The following is an 18,748-nucleotide window of genomic DNA, read 5'->3' on the forward strand; positions in this document are numbered from 1 at the left end:
CTCGCCGTCATTGCGAGGAGCTCGCGACAAAATTGCGAAGCAATTTTGCGCTGATGCGACGAAGCAATCCAGACTGCTGCCGCGGAGAAATTCTGGATTGCTTCGCTTCGCTCGGAATGACGGACTTTGTGGCGACTACTGTCCGCCCACGAGACTCATCACGAACCTGCTGCCGACGATAAACAGATAACAGCCGAATGCCATCTCCAGCGTGCGCTTCGACATAGCGTGCGCAGCTCTCACACCGAGCGGCGCGGTCACAAGACTCATCGGCATCACCAGCACGGCGCCGATCAGCGAGACATAGCCGAGCGCGAACGGGATTTGCAGGGCCGCAACGGCCGGATAGGTCGCCGCGGCCGGCCAGCCCGCATAGACGTAGCCAAGCGCGCCGGGGATCGAGATCAGCACTGCGAGCGCCGACGAGGTCGCGACCGCCTGATGAATCGGCCGGCCGTAAAACGTCATCAGCAGGTTCGAGAACAGGCCGCCGCCGATGCCCATCAGCGTCGATAAAATGCCGACGCAGAAGCCGTAGATGCGCATCAACGGCCCTTCTGGCAGATCGTTGCCGAGCTTCCAGGTCTCGCGCGCGAAGATCAGGCGCACGGCGGCCGACCAGGCGACGCCAACGAACACGATCTTGAACAGCCGCTCCGGCGCGTAACGCGCGACCACGCTGCCGGCGACGACGCCGATCAGGATCGGCAGCCACCACACGCGCAGGATCGACATATCGACCGCTCCGCGCTTGTAATGGGCCTGGAACGAACGGATCGATGTCGGGATGATCACGGCTAGCGAGGTGCCGACGCAGAGCGGCATGCGCACCTCGAGCGGCACGCCGGCGAGGCGGAAGCATTCGTAGAACACCGGCACGAGAATCGCGCCGCCGCCGATGCCGAACACACCGGCGAGAAATCCGGAGAGCGCGCCGACTGCGATCAGCAGCAGCGCGAGCTCCACGATTTCCGCGATATCGAGACCTGCAATCACCCGGACCTGCCCCGCAGCTTCTCCGGTTCGTCCGTTCGGAATGAGCTGCGCAACAATCTGTAGGCGATCCGATTTGCATGGTCGACACGCCACGCCTCCCGGCTGGGGTGGAATGCAGGGTGCGCATATCCGCCGCCTGACGGAAAATCGATGCGCAAGGCGGAAATTGGAAACGGCGCATCGTCCGGCCGCGCGGTGCCGGGACATCATGAACTGCCTGGTTCGAACGGTGGCAGCCGGTCGGCGGCTTGGAGCCGTTCCAATAGTGATTTCAATGCGCCTCGACGGTCGCCCCAAAAGATGAATTTATATTCTATCCTTGGCCGGTGCACCATCGCCGTGGTATACCAAGCCCCTGATTGGCTTGTCGCATCAACGCCGTAGAGCTGAACGATGGTTCGATTTATGTCGATTTGGTGATTGCGCAGGCCAAATCGACTCCGTAAATAGAGCCGACCTTTCGCGATCCCCGCGTGCCCCCTGCTGGGCCGCAATAGACATCAAAAGCCCATGACCGCACGGATCGAACGACCGCTTTCACCACACATGCAAGTCTACCGCTGGACGTTGACGATGGCGCTGTCCATCGTCCATCGCGCCACCGGTATTGCCCTGTACTTCGGAACCCTGCTGCTGGCCTGGTGGCTGATCGCAGCCGCCTCGGGTCCTGCCGCCTACGCCCACGTCCAGGGCTTCACCGGCAGCATCATCGGCCGGCTGATCGTGTTCGGCTACACCTGGGCGCTGATGCACCATATGCTCAGCGGCATCCGGCACTTCGTCTGGGATCTCGGCTATGGATTCAAGGCCAATGAGCGTGAAGCGCTGACCTGGGGCGCACTGATCGGCGGCATCGCCCTAACGGTGCTGGTCTGGATCATTGCCTACGCGATCGGAGGTGGACGGTGAGCACAGCCGATACCCCGAAGCGCAGCATGCGCACTCCGCTCGGCCGCGTCCGCAACCTCGGCGCTGCGCATTCCGGCACATCCGACTTCTGGCGACAGCGCCTCACGGCGGTGGCGATGACGCTGCTGATGATCCCGGTGCTGGTCATCATCATGATGTTGCTCGGCCGCAATCAGGCCGGCGCCAAGCAGATCCTCGGCTCGCTGCCGGTCGCCATCATCATGCTGCTCTTCATCGTCGCCAGCGCCTGGCACATGAAGATCGGCATGCAGGTCGTGATCGAGGATTACGTGCATAACGAGAAGCTGAAGCTCATCTCGATCATGCTCAACAATTTCTTCGCGGCCGCGGTTGCGCTCGCCTCGATCTACGCGATTCTCCAACTTTCATCCGGAGTGTAACCCATGACAACCGGAAGATCGGCCACAGAGACGAATGGCAAGGGCAACGCCGCTCCCGCCACCAACGGAAAAGCCTATCCGATCGAGGACCACACCTATGACGTCGTCGTGGTCGGCGCCGGCGGCGCGGGCCTGCGCGCCGTGGTCGGCTGCAGCGAGGCCGGCCTGAGGACGGCCTGCATCACCAAAGTTTTTCCGACGCGCTCGCACACGGTTGCGGCACAGGGCGGCATCTCGGCCTCGCTCGGCAACATGCACAAGGACGACTGGCGCTGGCACATGTACGACACCGTGAAGGGGTCGGACTGGCTCGGCGACCAGGATGCGATCGAATACATGGTGCGCAACGCGCCCGAGGCGGTCTACGAGCTCGAGCATTGGGGCGTGCCGTTCTCGCGCACCGAAGACGGCAAGATCTACCAGCGTCCGTTCGGCGGCATGACCATGGACTACGGCAAGGGCCAGGCGCAGCGCACCTGCGCCGCCGCCGACCGCACCGGCCACGCCATGCTGCACACGATGTACGGCCAGTCGCTGCGCCACGCGGCCGAGTTCTTCATCGAGTTCTTCGCCATCGACCTGATCATGGACGACCAGGGCACCTGCCGCGGCGTCGTCGCGCTCAAGCTCGATGACGGCACGCTGCACCGCTTCCGCGCCCAGACCGTGATCCTCGCGACCGGCGGCTACGGCCGCGCCTACGCCTCCTGCACCTCGGCACACACCTGCACCGGCGACGGCGGCGGCATGGTGCTGCGCGCCGGCCTGCCGATGCAGGACATGGAGTTCGTGCAATTCCACCCGACCGGCATCTACGGCTCAGGCTGCCTCGTCACCGAAGGCGCGCGCGGCGAAGGCGGCTATCTCGTCAACTCCGAGGGCGAGCGCTTCATGGAGCGCTATGCGCCGTCCGCAAAGGACCTGGCGTCACGCGACGTCGTCTCGCGCGCGATGACCATCGAGATCCGGGAGGGGCGCGGCGTCGGCAAGAAGAAGGACCACATCTTCCTTCATCTCGACCATCTCGATCCCGCAGTGCTCGCCGAGCGCCTGCCGGGCATCTCCGAATCCGCCAAGATTTTCGCCAATGTCGACGTGACGCGCGAGCCGATCCCGATCGTGCCGACCGTGCACTACAACATGGGCGGCATCCCGACGAACTATCACGGCGAAGTGCTGACCAAGAGGGATGGCGACGATAACGCCATCATCCCCGGCCTGATGGCGATCGGCGAGGCCGCTTGCGTCTCCGTGCACGGCGCCAACCGCCTCGGCTCGAACTCGCTGATCGACCTCGTCGTGTTCGGCCGCGCGGCTGCACTGCGTCTTGCCGAGAAGCTGACGCCGAACGGCAAGCAGCCCGAGCTGCCGGCGAACTCGTCCGACCTCGCGCTCGGCCGCCTCGACCATTACCGCTACGCCTCCGGCGGCACGCCGACGGCAAAGCTGCGCGAAGGCATGCAGCACGTGATGCAGAATAACTGCGCCGTGTTCCGCACCGGCGACATCCTGAGCGAAGGCCAGAACCTGATCGAGAAGGTCCACAGCGGCATCACCGATATCGCCGTGTCCGACCGCTCGCTGGTGTGGAATTCGGATCTCGTCGAGACGCTCGAATTCGACAATCTGATCGCGCAAGCGGTGGTGACGATGAATTCGGCCGCCAACCGCACCGAGAGCCGCGGCGCGCATGCGCGCGAGGACTTCTCCGCGCGCGACGACAAGAACTGGATGAAGCACACGCTGGCCTGGCTGGAGGACAACGGCAAGGTCAAGATCGAGTACCGCCCGGTTCACGACTACACCATGACCAACGACGTGCAGTACATCCCGCCCAAAGCGCGCGTGTACTGAGCGAACAGCGAAAGCCTTATCGAAATGGTTGAATTCGCACTTCCGAAGAACTCCAAGATATCAGGCGGCAAGACCTGGCCGAAGCCCCCGGGCGCGACCGAATTTCGCGAATTCCGCGTCTATCGCTGGAATCCGGACGACGGCAAGAATCCGAGCGTCGACACCTATTACGTCGATACCAATGATTGCGGTCCGATGGTGCTGGACGGCCTGATCTGGATCAAGAACCACATCGACCCATCGCTGACCTTCCGCCGCTCCTGCCGCGAAGGCGTCTGCGGTTCCTGCGCCATGAACATCGACGGCCAGAACACGCTGGCGTGCACGCGCTCGATGCACGACGTGAAGGACGGCGCGGTGAAGATCAATCCGCTGCCGCATCAGCCGGTGGTGAAGGACCTCGTTCCTGACCTCACCAATTTCTACGCGCAGTACGCCTCGATCGAGCCGTGGCTGAAGACGACCTCGCCGACGCCGCAGAAGGAATGGCGCCAGAGCCACGAGGACCGCGAGAAGCTCGACGGCCTCTACGAGTGCATCCTGTGCGCCTGCTGCTCGACCTCCTGCCCGAGCTATTGGTGGAACAGCGACCGCTATCTCGGTCCCGCGGCGCTGCTCCAGGCCAACCGCTGGGTGTCGGATTCGCGCGACGAGGCCACCGGCGAGCGGCTCGACAATCTCGAGGATCCGTTCCGGCTCTACCGCTGCCACACCATCATGAACTGCGCCAAGGCCTGCCCGAAGGGCCTCAACCCGGCGGAAGCCATCGCCGAGCTCAAGCTCAAGATGGTCGAGCGCCAGATCTAGGCGTCATTCGTGCTGCGATCCCGGGCCGAAATGCCCGGGACATTCTGTCGTTGGGGCGATTTTGGGTAAAATTCACCCCAACCCGTGCCGCGGGCGAATCGGCAAGCTACAACCTCCGGTTCAAACCACAAGACGCTTCCTTCCCAGCGAGAGAGTCTAGTAAGCTTCCGGCCGGGGGACCGGAGCGACCGTGCAGGGCGCACAACGCAACTCGCTGAGACTGTTGCAGTGGATGATGGCCGCATCCCTGGCGCTGCCCATTGCGCTGTTCGCCATCGCCTCCATCATCTCCTACAATTCGACGCTCGACATCGCCGACCGTGAGATCGAGCGCACGCTCGATGTCGCCCATGAACACGCACTCAAGGTGTTCGAGACCATCGATCGCAGCCTCGCCGAGCTCAACGAGGTCGTGCGCGACCTTCCCGACGATGTCATCCGGTCGCGGGAACCGGCGCTGCACCGGCGCCTGAAGCAGCTGACCGACGCGCTGCCGCAGCTCAAATCGGCCTGGATCTTCGATGCCAACGGAAAGCCACTGGTCAACAGCCTGGCGTCACCGCCGCCGGATCAGAGTTTTGCCGATCGCGACTACTTCTATGCCCATGTCGACCAGAGCATCGGCACCTTTATCGGTGCCTCCCTGACGCCGCGGCCACCCTACCAGGGCGCACGCTTCTTCGGCGTCAGCCGCCGCCGCAACTCCGATGATGGCAGCTTCACCGGCGTGATCCAGGCGTCTGTGCTGCCGGAATATTTCGAGAGCTTTTACGCGAGGATCGGCACCGATCCCGGCAGCTTCTTTGCGATGGGGCGCACCGACGGCGTGTTGCTGGCGCATTTCCCGCGGCTCGATCGCGAGCTCCGGCTCGATCCGAACGGTGCAGTCGGGCGGAGCATCGCAGCCCATCCCGATCATGGACTGATGACCATCGCCTGGCCCTCGGACGGGATCGAGCGGCGCATCGGCTACCGGCGCGTCGCCGAATATCCGATCTATGTCAGCGCCGGCCTCGAGACCTCGGCGATCCGCGCGCGCTGGCTCGCCACCATGAGCCAGCACCTGGTGTTCGGCGTGCCCGCCACCGCGCTGCTGTTCATCCTGCTGGCCTTCGCCTTCCGGCGCACCCAGCATCTCCAGGCCGAGGCGGCCAAGCGGCGCGAAGCCGAGGAGGCGCTCAAGCACAGCCAGCGGCTGGAGGCGCTGGGCCAGCTCACCGGCGGCGTCGCGCACGACTTCAACAACCTCCTGACCGTGATCCGTGCGTCCGTCGATCTCCTGAACCGGCCGCAACTGAGCGAGGAGCGGCGGCAGCGCTACATCACGGCGATTGCGGAGGCGGTCGCGCGCGCCGCCAAGCTGACCTCGCAGCTCCTGGCCTTCGCGCGGCGCCAGACCTTGAAGCCCGAAGTGTTCGACATCGGCGATCGCATGCAGTCGCTGCGCGACATGCTCGCCACACTGCTCGGACCGGCAATCGAAATCGTCACGCGGCTGCCGGCCGAGCCCTGCCTCGTCAATGCCGATGCCGGCCAGTTCGAGACGGCCATCATCAACATGGCGACCAACGCGCGCGACGCCATGCAGGGCAAGGGCCGGATCGTCTTCACCGTGCACGCGGCGACGAATGTTCCGGACACGCTCGCGCAGCTCTCGGGCGGCCAGACCTTGAAAAATCCTGGGTTCGTCTGCGTCGCCGTCAGCGATAGCGGCATCGGTATTCCCGCCGCACAATTGGGCCGCATCTTCGAGCCGTTCTTCACCACCAAGCGGGTCGGGCAGGGCACCGGCCTCGGCCTGTCGCAGGTGTTCGGCTTCGCCCGGCAATCCGGCGGCGAGGTAACCGTCGTGAGCGAGGTCGGCCAGGGCAGCACCTTCTTGCTCTATCTGCCGCGCGTGCCGGCGAATCTCTTGCCCCGAAGCCAGGCGCCGACCACCGCACCGGCCGTGGCGGGCAGCGGCATGTCGGTGCTGGTCGTCGAGGACAATATTGAGCTCGGCAATTTCGCCGCCGACGGCCTGACCGAGCTCGGCTACAGCATCACGCTGGTCGACAACGCCACCGACGCGCTCACCGAGCTGGTCGGCGACCCCGATCGCTTCGATGTCGTATTCTCCGACGTCGTCATGCCAGGGATGACCGGCCTCGATCTCGCGCAGGCGATCCGCGATCGCTGCATCAGCGTGCCGATCGTGCTGACCACGGGCTATAGCGAGGCGCTGTCGCAAGGCGGCGTCGCCGGCTTCGATCTCGTGCAAAAGCCCTACTCGATCGAAGAGCTGTCGCGCGTCCTGCACCACGCAGCGCGGCTGAAACGGGTGCGCGACGGCGCCGCGGAGTGACTGGACCCTGCCGCACGCAGGAAGCGGCCGAGCAGCTTGCGTTTGCCCTTGCGCAAGCCGGTGGCGAAAAAGGCGGCGCGACCTCTCTCCGTCATCCCGGACAAGCGCAGCGAAGCGGAGCGCAGATCCGGGATCCCCGCGCGAGCGCTTGCGCTCGTCGTGATACCCACAGGACGCAGTTTGGCGAAGTCTCGGAGCGGGATTCCCGCGCCACACGGCTCCCTGTGGTTATGGATCCCGGGTTCGCTTCGCGACCCGGGACGACAGCTGTGATGGAGCGTTGGAGTCCCCGGCAAAACCGGCTATGCATGCGCCGCCTGCAACGAGGATCGCCTGCTTGACGCCCGACAATGCACTTTCATCCGCGCCGTTCGGCGCGTTTGCGCCGAACGCAGCGCAGGCCGCAATCATTCGCCTTGCGCAGGGATCGGGGCTGAAGCGCGGCGCGTTTCGTCCGTGGATGTCGCGGCTGGTCAATTTGCTGCGCGGCGGCCCGATCGACGTGCAATATCAGGGCGCCTCGTTCCGCTTCTATCACCAGGGCAGCGCGACCGAACGCGGTGCGCTGTTCAATCCCGACTACAACCTCGACGAGCTCGACTTCCTGCGCCAGCACACGCAGGCCGGCGGCACGTTCATTGATGTCGGCGCCAATGTCGGCACTTTTGCGCTGGTGATGGCGCGGCAGGTCGGCCCCACCGGCAAGGTGGTGGCGATCGAGCCGCATCCGACGACATTCGGACGGCTCACCTTCAATCACACCGCATCGAACGCGATGCAGGTGCGCCTGGTGCAGGCCGCCGCGGGCGACAGCGACGGCGAGCTGATGATCGAAAGCGGCGGCGGCAATCTCGGCGCCACGCACGTCGTCACCGGCGCCGCCAGCCGTGATGCGATCAAGGTACCGTCGCTGCGGCTCACGCGCATTCTGGAGGAGGCCGGCGCCACGCAGGTCGATTCGCTCAAGATCGACGTCGAAGGTTTTGAGGACCGCGTGCTGATCGGCTTCTTCCGCGACGCGCCGCCATCGCTGTGGCCGCGCGCGGTCGTGATCGAGCATCTGTCCCAAAACGAATGGCAGCAAGATTGTATCGCCGACATGGTCGCGCGCGGCTTTGCGATCGCGCGCAAGACACGAAGCAACACGTTCCTGTCACGCTGACGCGCGACGGTCGACGCGTTCTACGAGGCTGCGATGGCCGCCGGGGGCCGCGACAACGGGGCGCCGGGCCTTCGCCCGCATTATCACGCGAACTATTATGGCGCGTTCGTGCTGGACGCCGACGGCCAGAACATCGAGGCGGTCTGTCACGCGCCGGAATAGCGCAGGCCGCAGGGAACATTGGCACGGCATCATCGTTGTCGTTCTCCTGACAACTGATCTCGATGATGCCGATGCCGATCGAACCGCCCGAGATACCACCATCGACACCCGGCACGCCCACCGAGCCGCCGCCGGGAATTCCGCCGGGCAATCCCCAGCCTGAAATCACGCCGCCGGTGCACGAGCCCGGCGAATCACCGCAGCCCGATGAATTGCCCGGCCGGATGCCGGAAGAAATTCCCCCGCGCGGACCGAATGGACCAACCAAACCCAACCCCGCGACGGATGCCAATTCGTCGCAGGATCACATGTGAGGCGAGCGATCATATGTGGGGCGATTGCAAGCTGCGCCTGAATGCGCAATGAACGGTGCTTGTGTGAGATGATTTGCATGCAGAAATAAATCGCGACGCAATGTCTTCGCCCGCCACAATGCAGCCTAACGCGTAGCCGTTCATTCCGACACTTCGTCAAACCGACACCTCGTCAAACCAAGACTCCGTCAAACCAAGACTTCGTCAAAGAACCTTCCGGGGAAGTTGAACCACATGACCAACCTTCGTTTCGTGCTGCTTGCCACGACGGCCCTGACCGCGATGCAATTCGCAAGCTCCGCATCGCATGCGCAAACCGCGCCGCCGCTCGTGGTCGCGCAGGCCCAGCCAGAATTGGGCCCTGACGGAAAACCGAAGCAGCCTCCGAAAGAAGCGCCAAAGGGCCCGCCGCCCGCCGCGCGCCCGGCAGCGCCGCCGCCGCCTGCTGCGCCAAAGGCACCGGCCGCACCGCCGCCGGCGGCTGCCCCGCCGCATCCGCCCGCCGCGCCCCCGCCCGCTGCTGCGCCGTCACGCCCTACGCCGCCGCCTCCCCCGGCCGCGCCGCCCGCGACTCGTCAGGCTCCTCCGCCGCCCCCGCCGCCTGCTGCACCCAAGGCACCGACGCCGCCTCCGGCCGCGGCTCCGCAGCAACATGCGCCGACACCTCCGCCGGCCGCGGCCCCGCAGCAGCATGCACCGACACCAACTCCGCCGCCGCCCGCGGCAGCACCGGCGCGTCCGGCTGCCCCGCCTCCGCCTGCTGCGGCCACGCCACCTTCAGCGGGCCCCGCGGCACGGCCCGGGCCGGCGGCAACGCCAGCCCCGACCGCAACGCCCACTCCGTCGCCCGCAGCACCGGCAGCTCGCCCGGGCACGACACCTGCTGCCCCGACAACCACACCCACACCGTCCGCGACCCCAGCGCCTGGCGCTACGCCGCCCGGACGCCCCGGCGCTCCCCCGGCTGCAGGGTCACCGGCTCCAGGTGCCACGCCGACCCCGGCCCCGACGGCAACGCCCGGACGTCCGGGCGCTCCGCCGGCTGCAGGAACCCCGGCTCCGGGAACACCGGCTCAAAGAACACCGGCTCCAGGAACACCGGCTCCAGGTGCGGCCCCGACCCCGGCCCCGACGGCAACGCCGGCTCCTGGCGGCGCGGTGACGCAGCCTCCCGGACGTCAGGGTGGAACGCCGCCCGCCGGCGCGCCTGCGGCTGCCGGAACACCTCCTGCAGGCACGCCGCCGGCGGCACCGCAGGCGGGCGTCCCGGCCCGACCCGCGCCGCCCGCCGGCGCCGCGGCGCCGTCTGTCGTCCCTGGTTCGGCGGCCGCCACGCCACCGCCCGACAGGGCGCAGAACGCCCCGCCGACAGTCAGCTCGGCCTTCCGCGCCGCGCCGACGACCACCACGCCGCTGCCGCCACCGCCGCGTCCGCCGCAGCGTGACCTGACGCCGCTTGCAATCGGCGCGGGCGTCGTGGCCGGCGCCGTGATCGGCGCCACCATCGCCGACTACCGCAATCAGCGGCAGGAAGTCGTCGAAGGCGGCCGCACCGTCTACACCGAGCCGGATCGCATCATCATCCGCGACCCCGGCGGGCAGGAATACGTCCGCGGCAACGATCTCTATCGCTTCCGCTATGGCGCCCGCGACATCCGCACCGAGACTGTCGGCGGCGAAACCCGCACCGTCGTGATCCGTCCCGATGGCAGCGAGGTGATCACCGTGGTCGGTCCGGACGGTTCGTTGCTGCGTCGAATCCGCAGGGACCCAGGCGGGCGTGAGCTCGTCATCATCGACAACAGCTACCGCGATCCGCGGTCGGTCGGCGGCTTCTACGTCGACGTGCCGCCGCCGGTCGTCAGCATTCCCTACGATCGCTACATCGTCGACGCCCAGGATGCGACGCCGGACATGATCTACGGCGCCATGGAAGCACCGCCGGTGCAACGGATCGATCGACGCTATTCGCTCGACGAGATCCGCTACAGCCCCAACGTTCGCATGCAGATGCCGAGCGTCGACGTCAACACGATCAATTTCGAGACGGGATCGTGGACCATCCCACCGGACCAGGCTGCGAAGTTGCAAGTCATCGCCGACGGCCTCAATCGGGCGATCCAGCGCAACCCGCGCGAGGTGTTCCTGATCGAGGGCCACACCGACGCGACCGGCAACGACGTCGACAATCTGTCGCTGTCGGATCGCCGGGCGCAGGCTGCGGCCGAATTGCTGACCCAGCAGTTCAATGTGCCCGCGGAGAACCTGACGTCGCAGGGCTACGGCAAGCAGTACCTGAAGGAGCAGACCGACGGACCGAGCCAGATCAACCGGCGCGTCACCGTCCGCCGCATCACGCCGCTGCTCAACGGCGGCCAGGCCTCGCTGCCGCCGCCTCCGCCCGGCACCACGCCGCCGCGCTGAGGCGACGCGCATAAATGCAAAATGGCCGGGAGCGATCCCGGCCATTTTTGTTTTGTGCTCTCGTCATTGCGAGGAGCGAAGCGACGAAGCAATCCAGACTGTCTCTGCAGAGAGATTCTGGATTGCTTCACTTCGCTCGTAATGACGAATGAGGCGACAGTCGCGGGTTACGTCAGTCCTTGTCGCTCTCGAGCTTGAAAATCTGCGAGCCTTCGCTGCCCGACAGCAAGCCGGTCTTCGCATAGAGACCGAGCTTGGTCCGCGTATCCGCGATGTCGAGGTTGCGCATGGTAAGCTGGCCGATGCGGTCGGCGGGCGTGAAGGCGGCGTCCTCGACCTTCTCCATGCTGAGCCGCTCCGGCGCATAGGTGAGGTTGGGGCTCTCGGTGTTGAGGATCGAATAGTCGTTACCGCGGCGCAGCTCGAGGGTGACCTCGCCGGTGACGGCGCGCGCGACCCAGCGCTGCGCGGTCTCGCGCAGCATCAGGGCCTGCGAGTCGAACCAGCGGCCCTGATAGAGCAGACGGCCGAGGCGCATGCCGCTGATGCGATACTGCTCGATGGTGTCCTCGTTGTGGATGCCGGTGACGAGACGCTCATAGGCGATGTGCAAGAGCGCCATGCCGGGCGCTTCGTAGATGCCGCGGCTCTTGGCTTCGATGATGCGGTTCTCGATTTGGTCGCTCATGCCGAGGCCGTGGCGGCCGCCGATCGCATTGGCTTCGAGGAACAGCGCGACGGGATCGGCAAAAGTCTGGCCGTTCAGCGCGACCGGCTGACCTTCCTCGAAACGCACGACGACCTTCTCGGCTTTTACGGCGCAGTCATCGCGCCAGAACGGCACGCCCATGATCGGGTTGACGATCTTGATGCCGCTGTCGAGGCTTTCGAGATCCTTCGCCTCGTGCGTGGCGCCGAGCAGATTGCTGTCGGTCGAATACGCCTTCTCGGCGCTCATCTTGTAGGCGAAGCCTTGCGCCGTCATGAACGCCGACATTTCGGCGCGGCCGCCGAGCTCGTCGATGAACTGCTGGTCGAGCCAGGGCTTGTAGATGCGCAGGCCCGGATTGGTGAGCAGGCCGTAGCGGTAGAAGCGCTCGATGTCGTTGCCCTTGAAGGTCGAGCCGTCGCCCCAGATGTTGACGCCGTCCTCCTTCATCGCCGCGACCAGCATCGTGCCGGTCACGGCGCGCCCGAGCGGCGTCGTGTTGAAATAGGTGATGCCGCCGGTCGAGATGTGGAAGGCGCCCGACTGGATCGCGGCGATGCCTTCGTGGACCAGCTGCGTGCGGCAATCGACGAGCACGGCCTTCTCGGCGCCGAACGCCTCCGCCTTGCGCGGGATCTCGTTGTAATCGGCTTCGTCAGGCTGGCCGAGATTGGCGGTATAGGCGTAGCAGCGCGCGCCCTTCTGCTTCATCCAGAGCAGCGCCGCGCTGGTGTCGAGGCCGCCCGAAAACGCGATGCCGACTTTCTCACCCTTGGGCAGGCTTTTCAGGATCGTGGTCATGGCGCTTCCAATCGGGTCTTGCGGGGCTGATAGCTTGTGCGGTTTGACCGCGCGAATATCAAATTTCGCTGACCTGAGCACGCATTTAATGGCTCAAATCGACGCTGCGGGACCGGTCTTGCCACCGAACAGGCGCTGGCGGAGCCGGTAGGCGGGCATGTTCAGCCGGGTCAGGGCGGCATCGACCGCCTCGTCCGAAAACCGGGTCCGCGGCCAGCGGTAGATCAGCGCGTAGCCGAACCAGATCACGACGAAGGTGACGAGACCGGCGGTCGCGACATCGGTGAAGAAGTGCCCGCCAAAGGCCATGCGGAGCCCGCTGGTCGCGGCGCCGAACACTACCGCGCCGGCGTAGGCAAGCGGCCGCCATGGTGGTGGTGCGAGCGCAGCCGGCGCCAGCGTCCAGAACGCGGTCGCACCCTCGCCCGAGAAGAACGAGCAATTGCGCGCACAATCGCCGCGCGGATCCCACCACGCCACGAACTGCTGGTCGCCGCCAAACTCCGTCACCACCACCGGCCGCGGCCGGCCCCAATAGGACTTGAAGGTGAGGTTGGTGAGAATGCCGGCCGACAGGATGATCGTGGCCAGCAGGAACACGATCGCGCGCCCCGACACCATCAAGGGACGATCGGGCCGGATCATCTTGACCACGAGTGCGACCAGCGAAGGCAGCACCAAGGCCCAGGAGATCCACATCGCAGCGTCTCGCGCGATGCCGGCCCAGACGTTCAGCTTGAGCAGAAAGGTTTTTGTCCCGGGATCGAAGAACAGCGCGGCGAGCTTGAGATCGAGCTCGGGATAGAGGCCGAAGATAACCCCGATCACGAGCCACAGCGCCAGGGCGATGAAGAGTCCAGTCCGGTTCATGGCGCGCGGTTTAGCGGAGTGGAACGGGGATGAAAACCCCGGAATGACGGCACGAATTACTGTGCATCCGGCCTTGAATTCAATGGCAGCGGTGGAGGCGGCTGGCGCGGGGGCAACGGCTGGCGCCAGGCGCCGGCGTTGCGGCCGGCGATCAGCCAATAGACCACGCCGGCGACGATGCCTGCGCCGGTCATGATCTCCAGATGGCGCCGCACGATGCCCTCGAACTGCAACGTGTCGGAGTGGAAGGGAACGAGGCCGAGATAGCAGGCGAGCCCGACCAGGCCGCCGCCGACGGCATAGGCAAGCGCACTGCGGATGTAGAGCGCTTCGGTGATCGCGACGATCACAGCCGCCGGCACCAGCGCAAAGCCGGAGACGAAGATGAAGCCGAAGCCGAGCATAATGTCGATCGTGCCCTGGTCGACGGGCCCGGCACCGAGATCGGAGAATTCCGGAAACAGCAGCGCCACTACGACGATCATCCCGCCGACGAAGCAGGCTGCCAGGAAGCCGATGAAGATGACGATGAGGCGACCGATCAGGGACATGACACTGCCCTCTCCGTCATTGCGAGCGAAGCGCAGCAATCCAGTCTGCCCCCGCGGAAAGACTCTGGATTGCTTCGCTGCGCTCGCAATGACGAGGATGCGAGAGCGCGGCCGCGCATCATCAATCCGTCATCGCCATGGCGCGCAGCGCCTGGCGCTCGCGCGCGCTGAGCTTTTCCGTCTCCGACTTGAGCTGGCCGCAGGCGGCGAGGATGTCGCGGCCACGCGGGGTGCGCACCGGCGAGGAATAGCCGGCGTTGAAGATGTATTCGGAGAATTTTTCGATCTGGTCCCAGTCCGAGCATTCGTAGGCCGTGCCGGGCCAGGGATTGAACGGGATCAGGTTGATCTTGGCGTGGATGCCCTTGAGCAGCTTGACCAGCAGCTTTGCATCGTCGAGCGAATCGTTGACGCCCTTAAGCATCACATATTCGAAGGTGATGCGGCGTGCATTGGAGGCGCCGGGATAGTCGCGGCAGGCCTGCAGCAGCTCCTTGATCGGGTATTTGCGGTTGAGCGGCACCAGCTCGTTGCGCAGCTCATCGCGCACCGCATGCAGCGAGATCGCGAGCATGACGCCGATCTCCTCGCCGGCGCGCACGATGTTCGGCACCACGCCCGACGTCGACAACGTGATGCGGCGGCGGGAGATGCCGATGCCTTCATTGTCGCCGACGATCAGCAGCGCATCGCGCACCGCATCGAAATTGTAGAGCGGCTCGCCCATGCCCATCATCACGACGTTGGTGACGCGGCGCGTGCCGTCCTCGCGATCGGCCCAATCATTGAGGCGATCGCGCGCCACCATGATCTGGCCAACGATCTCGCCGGCGGTGAGATTGCGCACCAGGCGCTGCGTGCCGGTGTGGCAGAACGAGCAATTCAAGGTGCAGCCGACCTGTGACGAGACGCAGAGCGTGCCGCGATCGGTCTCGGGGATATAGACGCACTCGACTTCATGCGCCTTCTCGACATTGTCGCCGCTCGGCAGCCGCAGCAGCCATTTGCGGGTGCCGTCGTTGGAGATCTGCTCGGCCACGACCTCGGGCCGATCGACCGTGAAATGCTCTGCGAGCTCAGCGCGAATGCCCTTCGAGATCGAGGTCATGTCGTCGAAACTCTGGGCGCCGCGGAAATACAGCCAGTGCCACAGCTGCTGCACGCGCATCTTGCGCTGCGCGGGCGCGACGCCGATGTCGCCGAGGCGATCGGCAAGCTCGGTGCGCGACAGACCGATCAGCGATGGCTTCGCCGGCGGCACATAGGTTTCGAGTGGAGTCTTCTCCACCAGGATTGCGTTGTGCGGCTCGGTCGTCGGTTGCATTGAATGGACCTAATGGCTTGGTCGTTCCAGGGCAGCTCGAGGAGCTGAACCCGGAACCTCGAGATTCCGGGGCGATGCGCCGCATCGAACCCGGAATGACGGAAGAAAATCTGGAACCGGCCTTATATAGCAACCGGAACTGCCGATTGCGACCGTGATCCCGCCTGCAGCCTTAACGCCTGCAATTTTATCGTCGGCAGTCTTATCGTCGACAGTCTTGCGAAATCCGGTCGAGCGCCTGGGCGAGGCCCTTCAGCGAGAACGTGTCGGTGGTCTCCGTCCCCTTGGCCGAGACGCCCTTGACCACGAGATCGGCGGATTTGCGCATGGCCTCGACCATCCGCTCCTCCTCGGCCGCATTCTTGATCCAGAGGCCGTCGCCCTGCGTATACATGGCGAACGCGGCGCCCCCGACCTCGACCGAGGATTCCGAGCCCGGCTTCAGCGCATAGCCGATCATGACCGAGACTTCGTTGTTCACCTTCTCGGCCGGGCGGGTCGAGACGAAGGCATAGGCGGGATCGCGTGGCCGGTTCGGCGGATTGGTCTTCGACGACGACGGCTTTGCCAGCGCAAAGCAGACCTTCTTGCCGTTGGGCGCCGCCGAATAGGCGCCCCAGGTGCCGAACTGGCCGATCAGGGTCGGCTCTGCGCCGCCCGCAACCGCCGCGGCAGGACCAACCGGCTTGCCCTCGGGCTTGGCTGCCGTCTTGGCGGCGGCAGCGGCCGGCTTTGCCGCAGCCTTCGGCGCCGGTTGCGGCGTCTGCGCCCGCGCGGAACCGGTGATTCCACAGGCTGTCACGCCAGTCATCAAAGCTAAAATCAGCACCCGCCACATGCTGGAGTGGTTCCCTCAATATTGTGACTGGAAGATGGCCCGGCCGTGCTTTGTCCCCGTCGCAGGGATAGCCGGAAAAGTTCAATTTGGGAAGGCAGTTAGCGGGTCAGCCTTTGGACCGCGCGGCACGTTGCTCGGCCCATTGTGCATCGGTCCAGCGCAACAAATCTTCGGCGCCGGAACTGCGCAAATGCGCCCCACCGTCGATTACCACCATCTCACCGTTGATGTAGCCGGCACGGTCCGAGACCAGGAAGCTGGCGAGGTCGGCGAGCTCGCTGTGCTCGCCCGTGCGCCCCATCGGATTTCGCGCGGTCCAGCCCTCGTCGCGGCCCTCGGGGCGAAGCTGGCCCGATGCACCGGCGGTCGGGAACGGTCCGGGCGCGATCGCGACGGTGCGGATGCCCTTCGGGCCCCACTCGACCGCGAGGCTTTTGGTCATCGCCAGCACCGCTGACTTCGCCATCGCCGAGGGAACAGTGAAGGCCCGGCCGGTGATGGTCGAGGTCGAGAGGATCGAGAGCACGACGCCGTTGTGCCTGCCGTCGATCCAGCGTTTGCCGGCGGCGAGCGTGCAGTACATCGCGCCATGCAGGGTCGGCGCCAGGACCGCGTCCGCTGCGCGGAATGACAGATGCTCGCTCTGCGCGATGAAGGTCGCGGCCGCATTGTTGACGAGGATGTCGAGCGGTGCCTCGCGCCAGATCGCATCCATCATCTCGTCGACGGCGACACCATCGCGAACATCGCACGCGATCGTCGTGACCTTGCCGCTGCTCTGCGCGCGCATCTCGCTCGCGGTTGCCTCCAGCCGGTCGAGCTTGCGACCGCAGATCACGAGCGCGGCGCCAAGTGCAAGGAAGCGGCGCCCCATCGCGGCACCAAGGCCCGAGCCGCCACCGGTGATGAGAATGCGTTTATCCCTGAGGAGACCTGTTTCAAACATCGTTTGAATCCTTCTTTTTTGTTCTTGCTTCGTCATTGCGAGCGCAGCGAAGCAATCCAGACTATTTCCGCGGTACGGTTTCTGGATTGCTTCGCTCCGCTCGCAATGACGTTAGGATAGGCCTGCGCATCGCTTTGGGCAAAGAAACTGGATTGTCGGGCCGTGCTAAATCCGGCAGAAACGGGCCAACTATAATTCGTTGAAACGCCAAGTTCTCTCAAGAAGGTGCCGCCATGAAAGCCATCCTCTGCTCGCAATATTGCCAGCCCGACGATCTCGTGCTTGCCGATGTGCCGGATCCGGTGGCTGGTCCCGGCGAAGCCGTGATCGCGATCAAGGCGGCGGCGCTGAACTTCTTCGACATCCTGATGATTCAGGGCAAGTACCAGATCAAGCCGCCGTTTCCGTTCTCGCCGGCTGCTGAAGTCTCGGGCGTGATCGAGAGTATCGGCCCCGGTGTCACCGACCTCAAGGTCGGCGATCGCGTGGTCGCCTCCTGCGGCCACAACGGCGCGCGCGAAAAGATCGCGTTGCCAGCGGCAACGATCGTGAAGATTCCCGACAATCTCGACCATGACCGCGCGGCCGGCATCATCATCATCTACGGCACCGCGCTGCATGCGCTGGAAGATCGCGCCGGCCCGAAGCCGGGCGAGACGCTCGCGGTGCTTGGTGCTGCCGGCGGCACGGGCCTCGCTGCATGCGAGCTCGGCAAGTTGATGGGCCTGAAGGTGATCGCCTGCGCCTCGTCGGACGAGAAGCTCGAATTCGCCAAAGCGCATGGCGCCGAGCTCACGCTCAACTACGGCAAGGAAGATCTGAAGGAAGGCTTGCGAAAACTCACCGGCGGCAAGGGCGTCGACATCATCTTCGATCCGGTTGGTGGTGCGTATGCCGAGCAGGCACTGCGCTCGATCGCCTGGGAAGGCCGCTTCCTCGTGATCGGCTTTGCCGCCGGCGACATTCCGAAGATGCCGCTGAACCTCGCGCTGCTGAAGGGCTGCGACATCCGTGGCGTGTTCTGGGGCGCCTGGACCCGGCAGAATCCGGAGAAGAACCGCGCCAATCTCGATAAGCTCGTGAAGTGGACGGCGGAAGGAAAGATCTCCTCCCACGTCGACCGCACCTTCCCGCTGGCGCAGACCGCCGACGCATTGAAGGTGCTTGCGGGTCGTCAGGCCATGGGCAAGGTGATCTTGCATCCATGAGAATGCGGGTGGAGGCGTGTGTCACCGCACACGCCCGCTGGCGCAGACCGCCGACGCATTGAAGGTGCTTGCGGGTCGTCAGGCCATGGGCAAGGTGATCTTGCATCCATGAGAATGCGGGTGGAGGC

General features: G+C 65.2%; 16 protein-coding genes and 1 pseudogene. 10 read left to right on the forward strand and 7 right to left on the reverse strand.

Going from position 1 to position 18,748, the window contains the following annotated elements; translation table 11 throughout:
- Positions 1-135 precede the first annotated feature (135 nt).
- On the reverse strand, positions 136-996 hold the full coding sequence (locus ABIC09_RS29795) for a sulfite exporter TauE/SafE family protein (RefSeq protein ID WP_354111481.1): 861 nt from the start codon (positions 994-996) through the stop codon (positions 136-138).
- A gap of 510 nt (positions 997-1,506) precedes the next feature.
- On the opposite strand from ABIC09_RS29795, the gene sdhC reads away from it, so the two are divergent.
- From sdhC to ABIC09_RS29840, 9 genes and pseudogenes are all read left to right on the forward strand, one after another.
- Positions 1,507-1,905 carry a succinate dehydrogenase, cytochrome b556 subunit gene (sdhC, locus tag ABIC09_RS29800; RefSeq protein WP_148756059.1) on the forward strand — a complete coding sequence of 133 codons (399 nt, stop codon included), beginning with the start codon at positions 1,507-1,509 and terminating at the stop codon, positions 1,903-1,905.
- Positions 1,906-1,931: 26 nt separating this feature from the next.
- On the forward strand, positions 1,932-2,306 hold the full coding sequence (gene sdhD, locus ABIC09_RS29805) for a succinate dehydrogenase, hydrophobic membrane anchor protein (protein WP_187435438.1): 375 nt from the start codon (positions 1,932-1,934) through the stop codon (positions 2,304-2,306).
- 3 nt (positions 2,307-2,309) lie between these two features.
- Positions 2,310-4,160, forward strand: a complete 1,851-nt coding sequence (gene sdhA, locus ABIC09_RS29810; RefSeq protein ID WP_354085967.1) for a succinate dehydrogenase flavoprotein subunit — start codon at positions 2,310-2,312, stop codon at positions 4,158-4,160.
- 24 nt (positions 4,161-4,184) lie between these two features.
- Entirely contained in the window at positions 4,185-4,967 is a 783-nt protein-coding gene (locus ABIC09_RS29815) for a succinate dehydrogenase iron-sulfur subunit (protein ID WP_148756056.1), read from the forward strand.
- Between the two features lie 190 nt (positions 4,968-5,157).
- Positions 5,158-7,311, forward strand: a complete 2,154-nt coding sequence (locus ABIC09_RS29820; protein ID WP_354111482.1) for a hybrid sensor histidine kinase/response regulator family protein — start codon at positions 5,158-5,160, stop codon at positions 7,309-7,311.
- Between the two features lie 337 nt (positions 7,312-7,648).
- A complete protein-coding gene (locus ABIC09_RS29825) occupies positions 7,649-8,473 on the forward strand; it encodes an FkbM family methyltransferase (protein WP_354111483.1) in 825 nt (274 codons plus the stop codon).
- A pseudogene (locus ABIC09_RS29830) lies at positions 8,474-8,635 on the forward strand (VOC family protein); the annotation flags it as partial.
- A 71-nt stretch (positions 8,636-8,706) separates the two neighbouring features.
- Positions 8,707-8,949, forward strand: a complete 243-nt coding sequence (locus tag ABIC09_RS29835) for a hypothetical protein (protein WP_354111485.1) — start codon at positions 8,707-8,709, stop codon at positions 8,947-8,949.
- A 234-nt stretch (positions 8,950-9,183) separates the two neighbouring features.
- Complete coding sequence (locus ABIC09_RS29840; protein WP_354111486.1) at positions 9,184-11,373, forward strand: OmpA family protein; 2,190 nt, start codon at positions 9,184-9,186, stop codon at positions 11,371-11,373.
- A gap of 172 nt (positions 11,374-11,545) precedes the next feature.
- Here the strand turns inward: ABIC09_RS29840 and argG are convergent, their stop codons facing one another.
- The 6 genes from argG to ABIC09_RS29870 form a co-directional block, all read right to left on the reverse strand.
- Positions 11,546-12,883 (reverse strand): argininosuccinate synthase, encoded by a 1,338-nt coding sequence (gene argG, locus ABIC09_RS29845; RefSeq protein ID WP_354111487.1) that lies wholly within the window; start codon positions 12,881-12,883, stop codon positions 11,546-11,548.
- A gap of 93 nt (positions 12,884-12,976) precedes the next feature.
- A complete protein-coding gene (locus tag ABIC09_RS29850) occupies positions 12,977-13,753 on the reverse strand; it encodes a phosphatase PAP2 family protein (protein ID WP_354111488.1) in 777 nt (258 codons plus the stop codon).
- A gap of 56 nt (positions 13,754-13,809) precedes the next feature.
- Positions 13,810-14,304, reverse strand: coding sequence for a hypothetical protein (locus ABIC09_RS29855; RefSeq protein ID WP_148756236.1), 495 nt, complete (start codon positions 14,302-14,304; stop codon positions 13,810-13,812).
- A gap of 121 nt (positions 14,305-14,425) precedes the next feature.
- Entirely contained in the window at positions 14,426-15,628 is a 1,203-nt protein-coding gene (gene rlmN / locus ABIC09_RS29860) for a dual-specificity RNA methyltransferase RlmN (RefSeq protein ID WP_148756237.1), read from the reverse strand.
- 202 nt (positions 15,629-15,830) lie between these two features.
- Positions 15,831-16,466 (reverse strand): invasion associated locus B family protein, encoded by a 636-nt coding sequence (locus tag ABIC09_RS29865; RefSeq protein ID WP_354111489.1) that lies wholly within the window; start codon positions 16,464-16,466, stop codon positions 15,831-15,833.
- A gap of 106 nt (positions 16,467-16,572) precedes the next feature.
- Positions 16,573-17,412, reverse strand: coding sequence for an SDR family oxidoreductase (locus ABIC09_RS29870; protein ID WP_354111490.1), 840 nt, complete (start codon positions 17,410-17,412; stop codon positions 16,573-16,575).
- A 233-nt stretch (positions 17,413-17,645) separates the two neighbouring features.
- Here ABIC09_RS29870 and ABIC09_RS29875 point away from each other — a divergent pair, with 233 nt between their 5' ends.
- Positions 17,646-18,620 (forward strand): NADPH:quinone oxidoreductase family protein, encoded by a 975-nt coding sequence (locus tag ABIC09_RS29875; protein WP_354085958.1) that lies wholly within the window; start codon positions 17,646-17,648, stop codon positions 18,618-18,620.
- Positions 18,621-18,748 lie beyond the last annotated feature (128 nt).

The sequence above is a fragment of the Bradyrhizobium sp. S3.12.5 genome, assembly GCF_040548225.1.
GTDB lineage: Bacteria > Pseudomonadota > Alphaproteobacteria > Rhizobiales > Xanthobacteraceae > Bradyrhizobium > Bradyrhizobium cytisi.

Bases quoted from the DNA above. Each gene is read 5' to 3' on its own strand.
- sdhA (WP_354085967.1), top strand. From the start codon at position 2,310: ATGACAACCGGAAGATCGGCCACAGAGACGAATGGCAAGGGCAACGCC.
- ABIC09_RS29865 (WP_354111489.1), bottom strand. From the start codon at position 16,466: ATGTGGCGGGTGCTGATTTTAGCTTTGATGACTGGCGTGACAGCCTGT.
- ABIC09_RS29815 (WP_148756056.1), top strand. From the start codon at position 4,185: ATGGTTGAATTCGCACTTCCGAAGAACTCCAAGATATCAGGCGGCAAG.
- sdhD (WP_187435438.1), top strand. From the start codon at position 1,932: ATGCGCACTCCGCTCGGCCGCGTCCGCAACCTCGGCGCTGCGCATTCC.
- rlmN (WP_148756237.1), bottom strand. From the start codon at position 15,628: ATGCAACCGACGACCGAGCCGCACAACGCAATCCTGGTGGAGAAGACT.
- ABIC09_RS29870 (WP_354111490.1), bottom strand. From the start codon at position 17,412: ATGTTTGAAACAGGTCTCCTCAGGGATAAACGCATTCTCATCACCGGT.
- ABIC09_RS29835 (WP_354111485.1), top strand. From the start codon at position 8,707: ATGCCGATCGAACCGCCCGAGATACCACCATCGACACCCGGCACGCCC.
- ABIC09_RS29855 (WP_148756236.1), bottom strand. From the start codon at position 14,304: ATGTCCCTGATCGGTCGCCTCATCGTCATCTTCATCGGCTTCCTGGCA.
- sdhC (WP_148756059.1), top strand. From the start codon at position 1,507: ATGACCGCACGGATCGAACGACCGCTTTCACCACACATGCAAGTCTAC.
- ABIC09_RS29850 (WP_354111488.1), bottom strand. From the start codon at position 13,753: ATGAACCGGACTGGACTCTTCATCGCCCTGGCGCTGTGGCTCGTGATC.
- ABIC09_RS29875 (WP_354085958.1), top strand. From the start codon at position 17,646: ATGAAAGCCATCCTCTGCTCGCAATATTGCCAGCCCGACGATCTCGTG.
- ABIC09_RS29840 (WP_354111486.1), top strand. From the start codon at position 9,184: ATGACCAACCTTCGTTTCGTGCTGCTTGCCACGACGGCCCTGACCGCG.
- argG (WP_354111487.1), bottom strand. From the start codon at position 12,883: ATGACCACGATCCTGAAAAGCCTGCCCAAGGGTGAGAAAGTCGGCATC.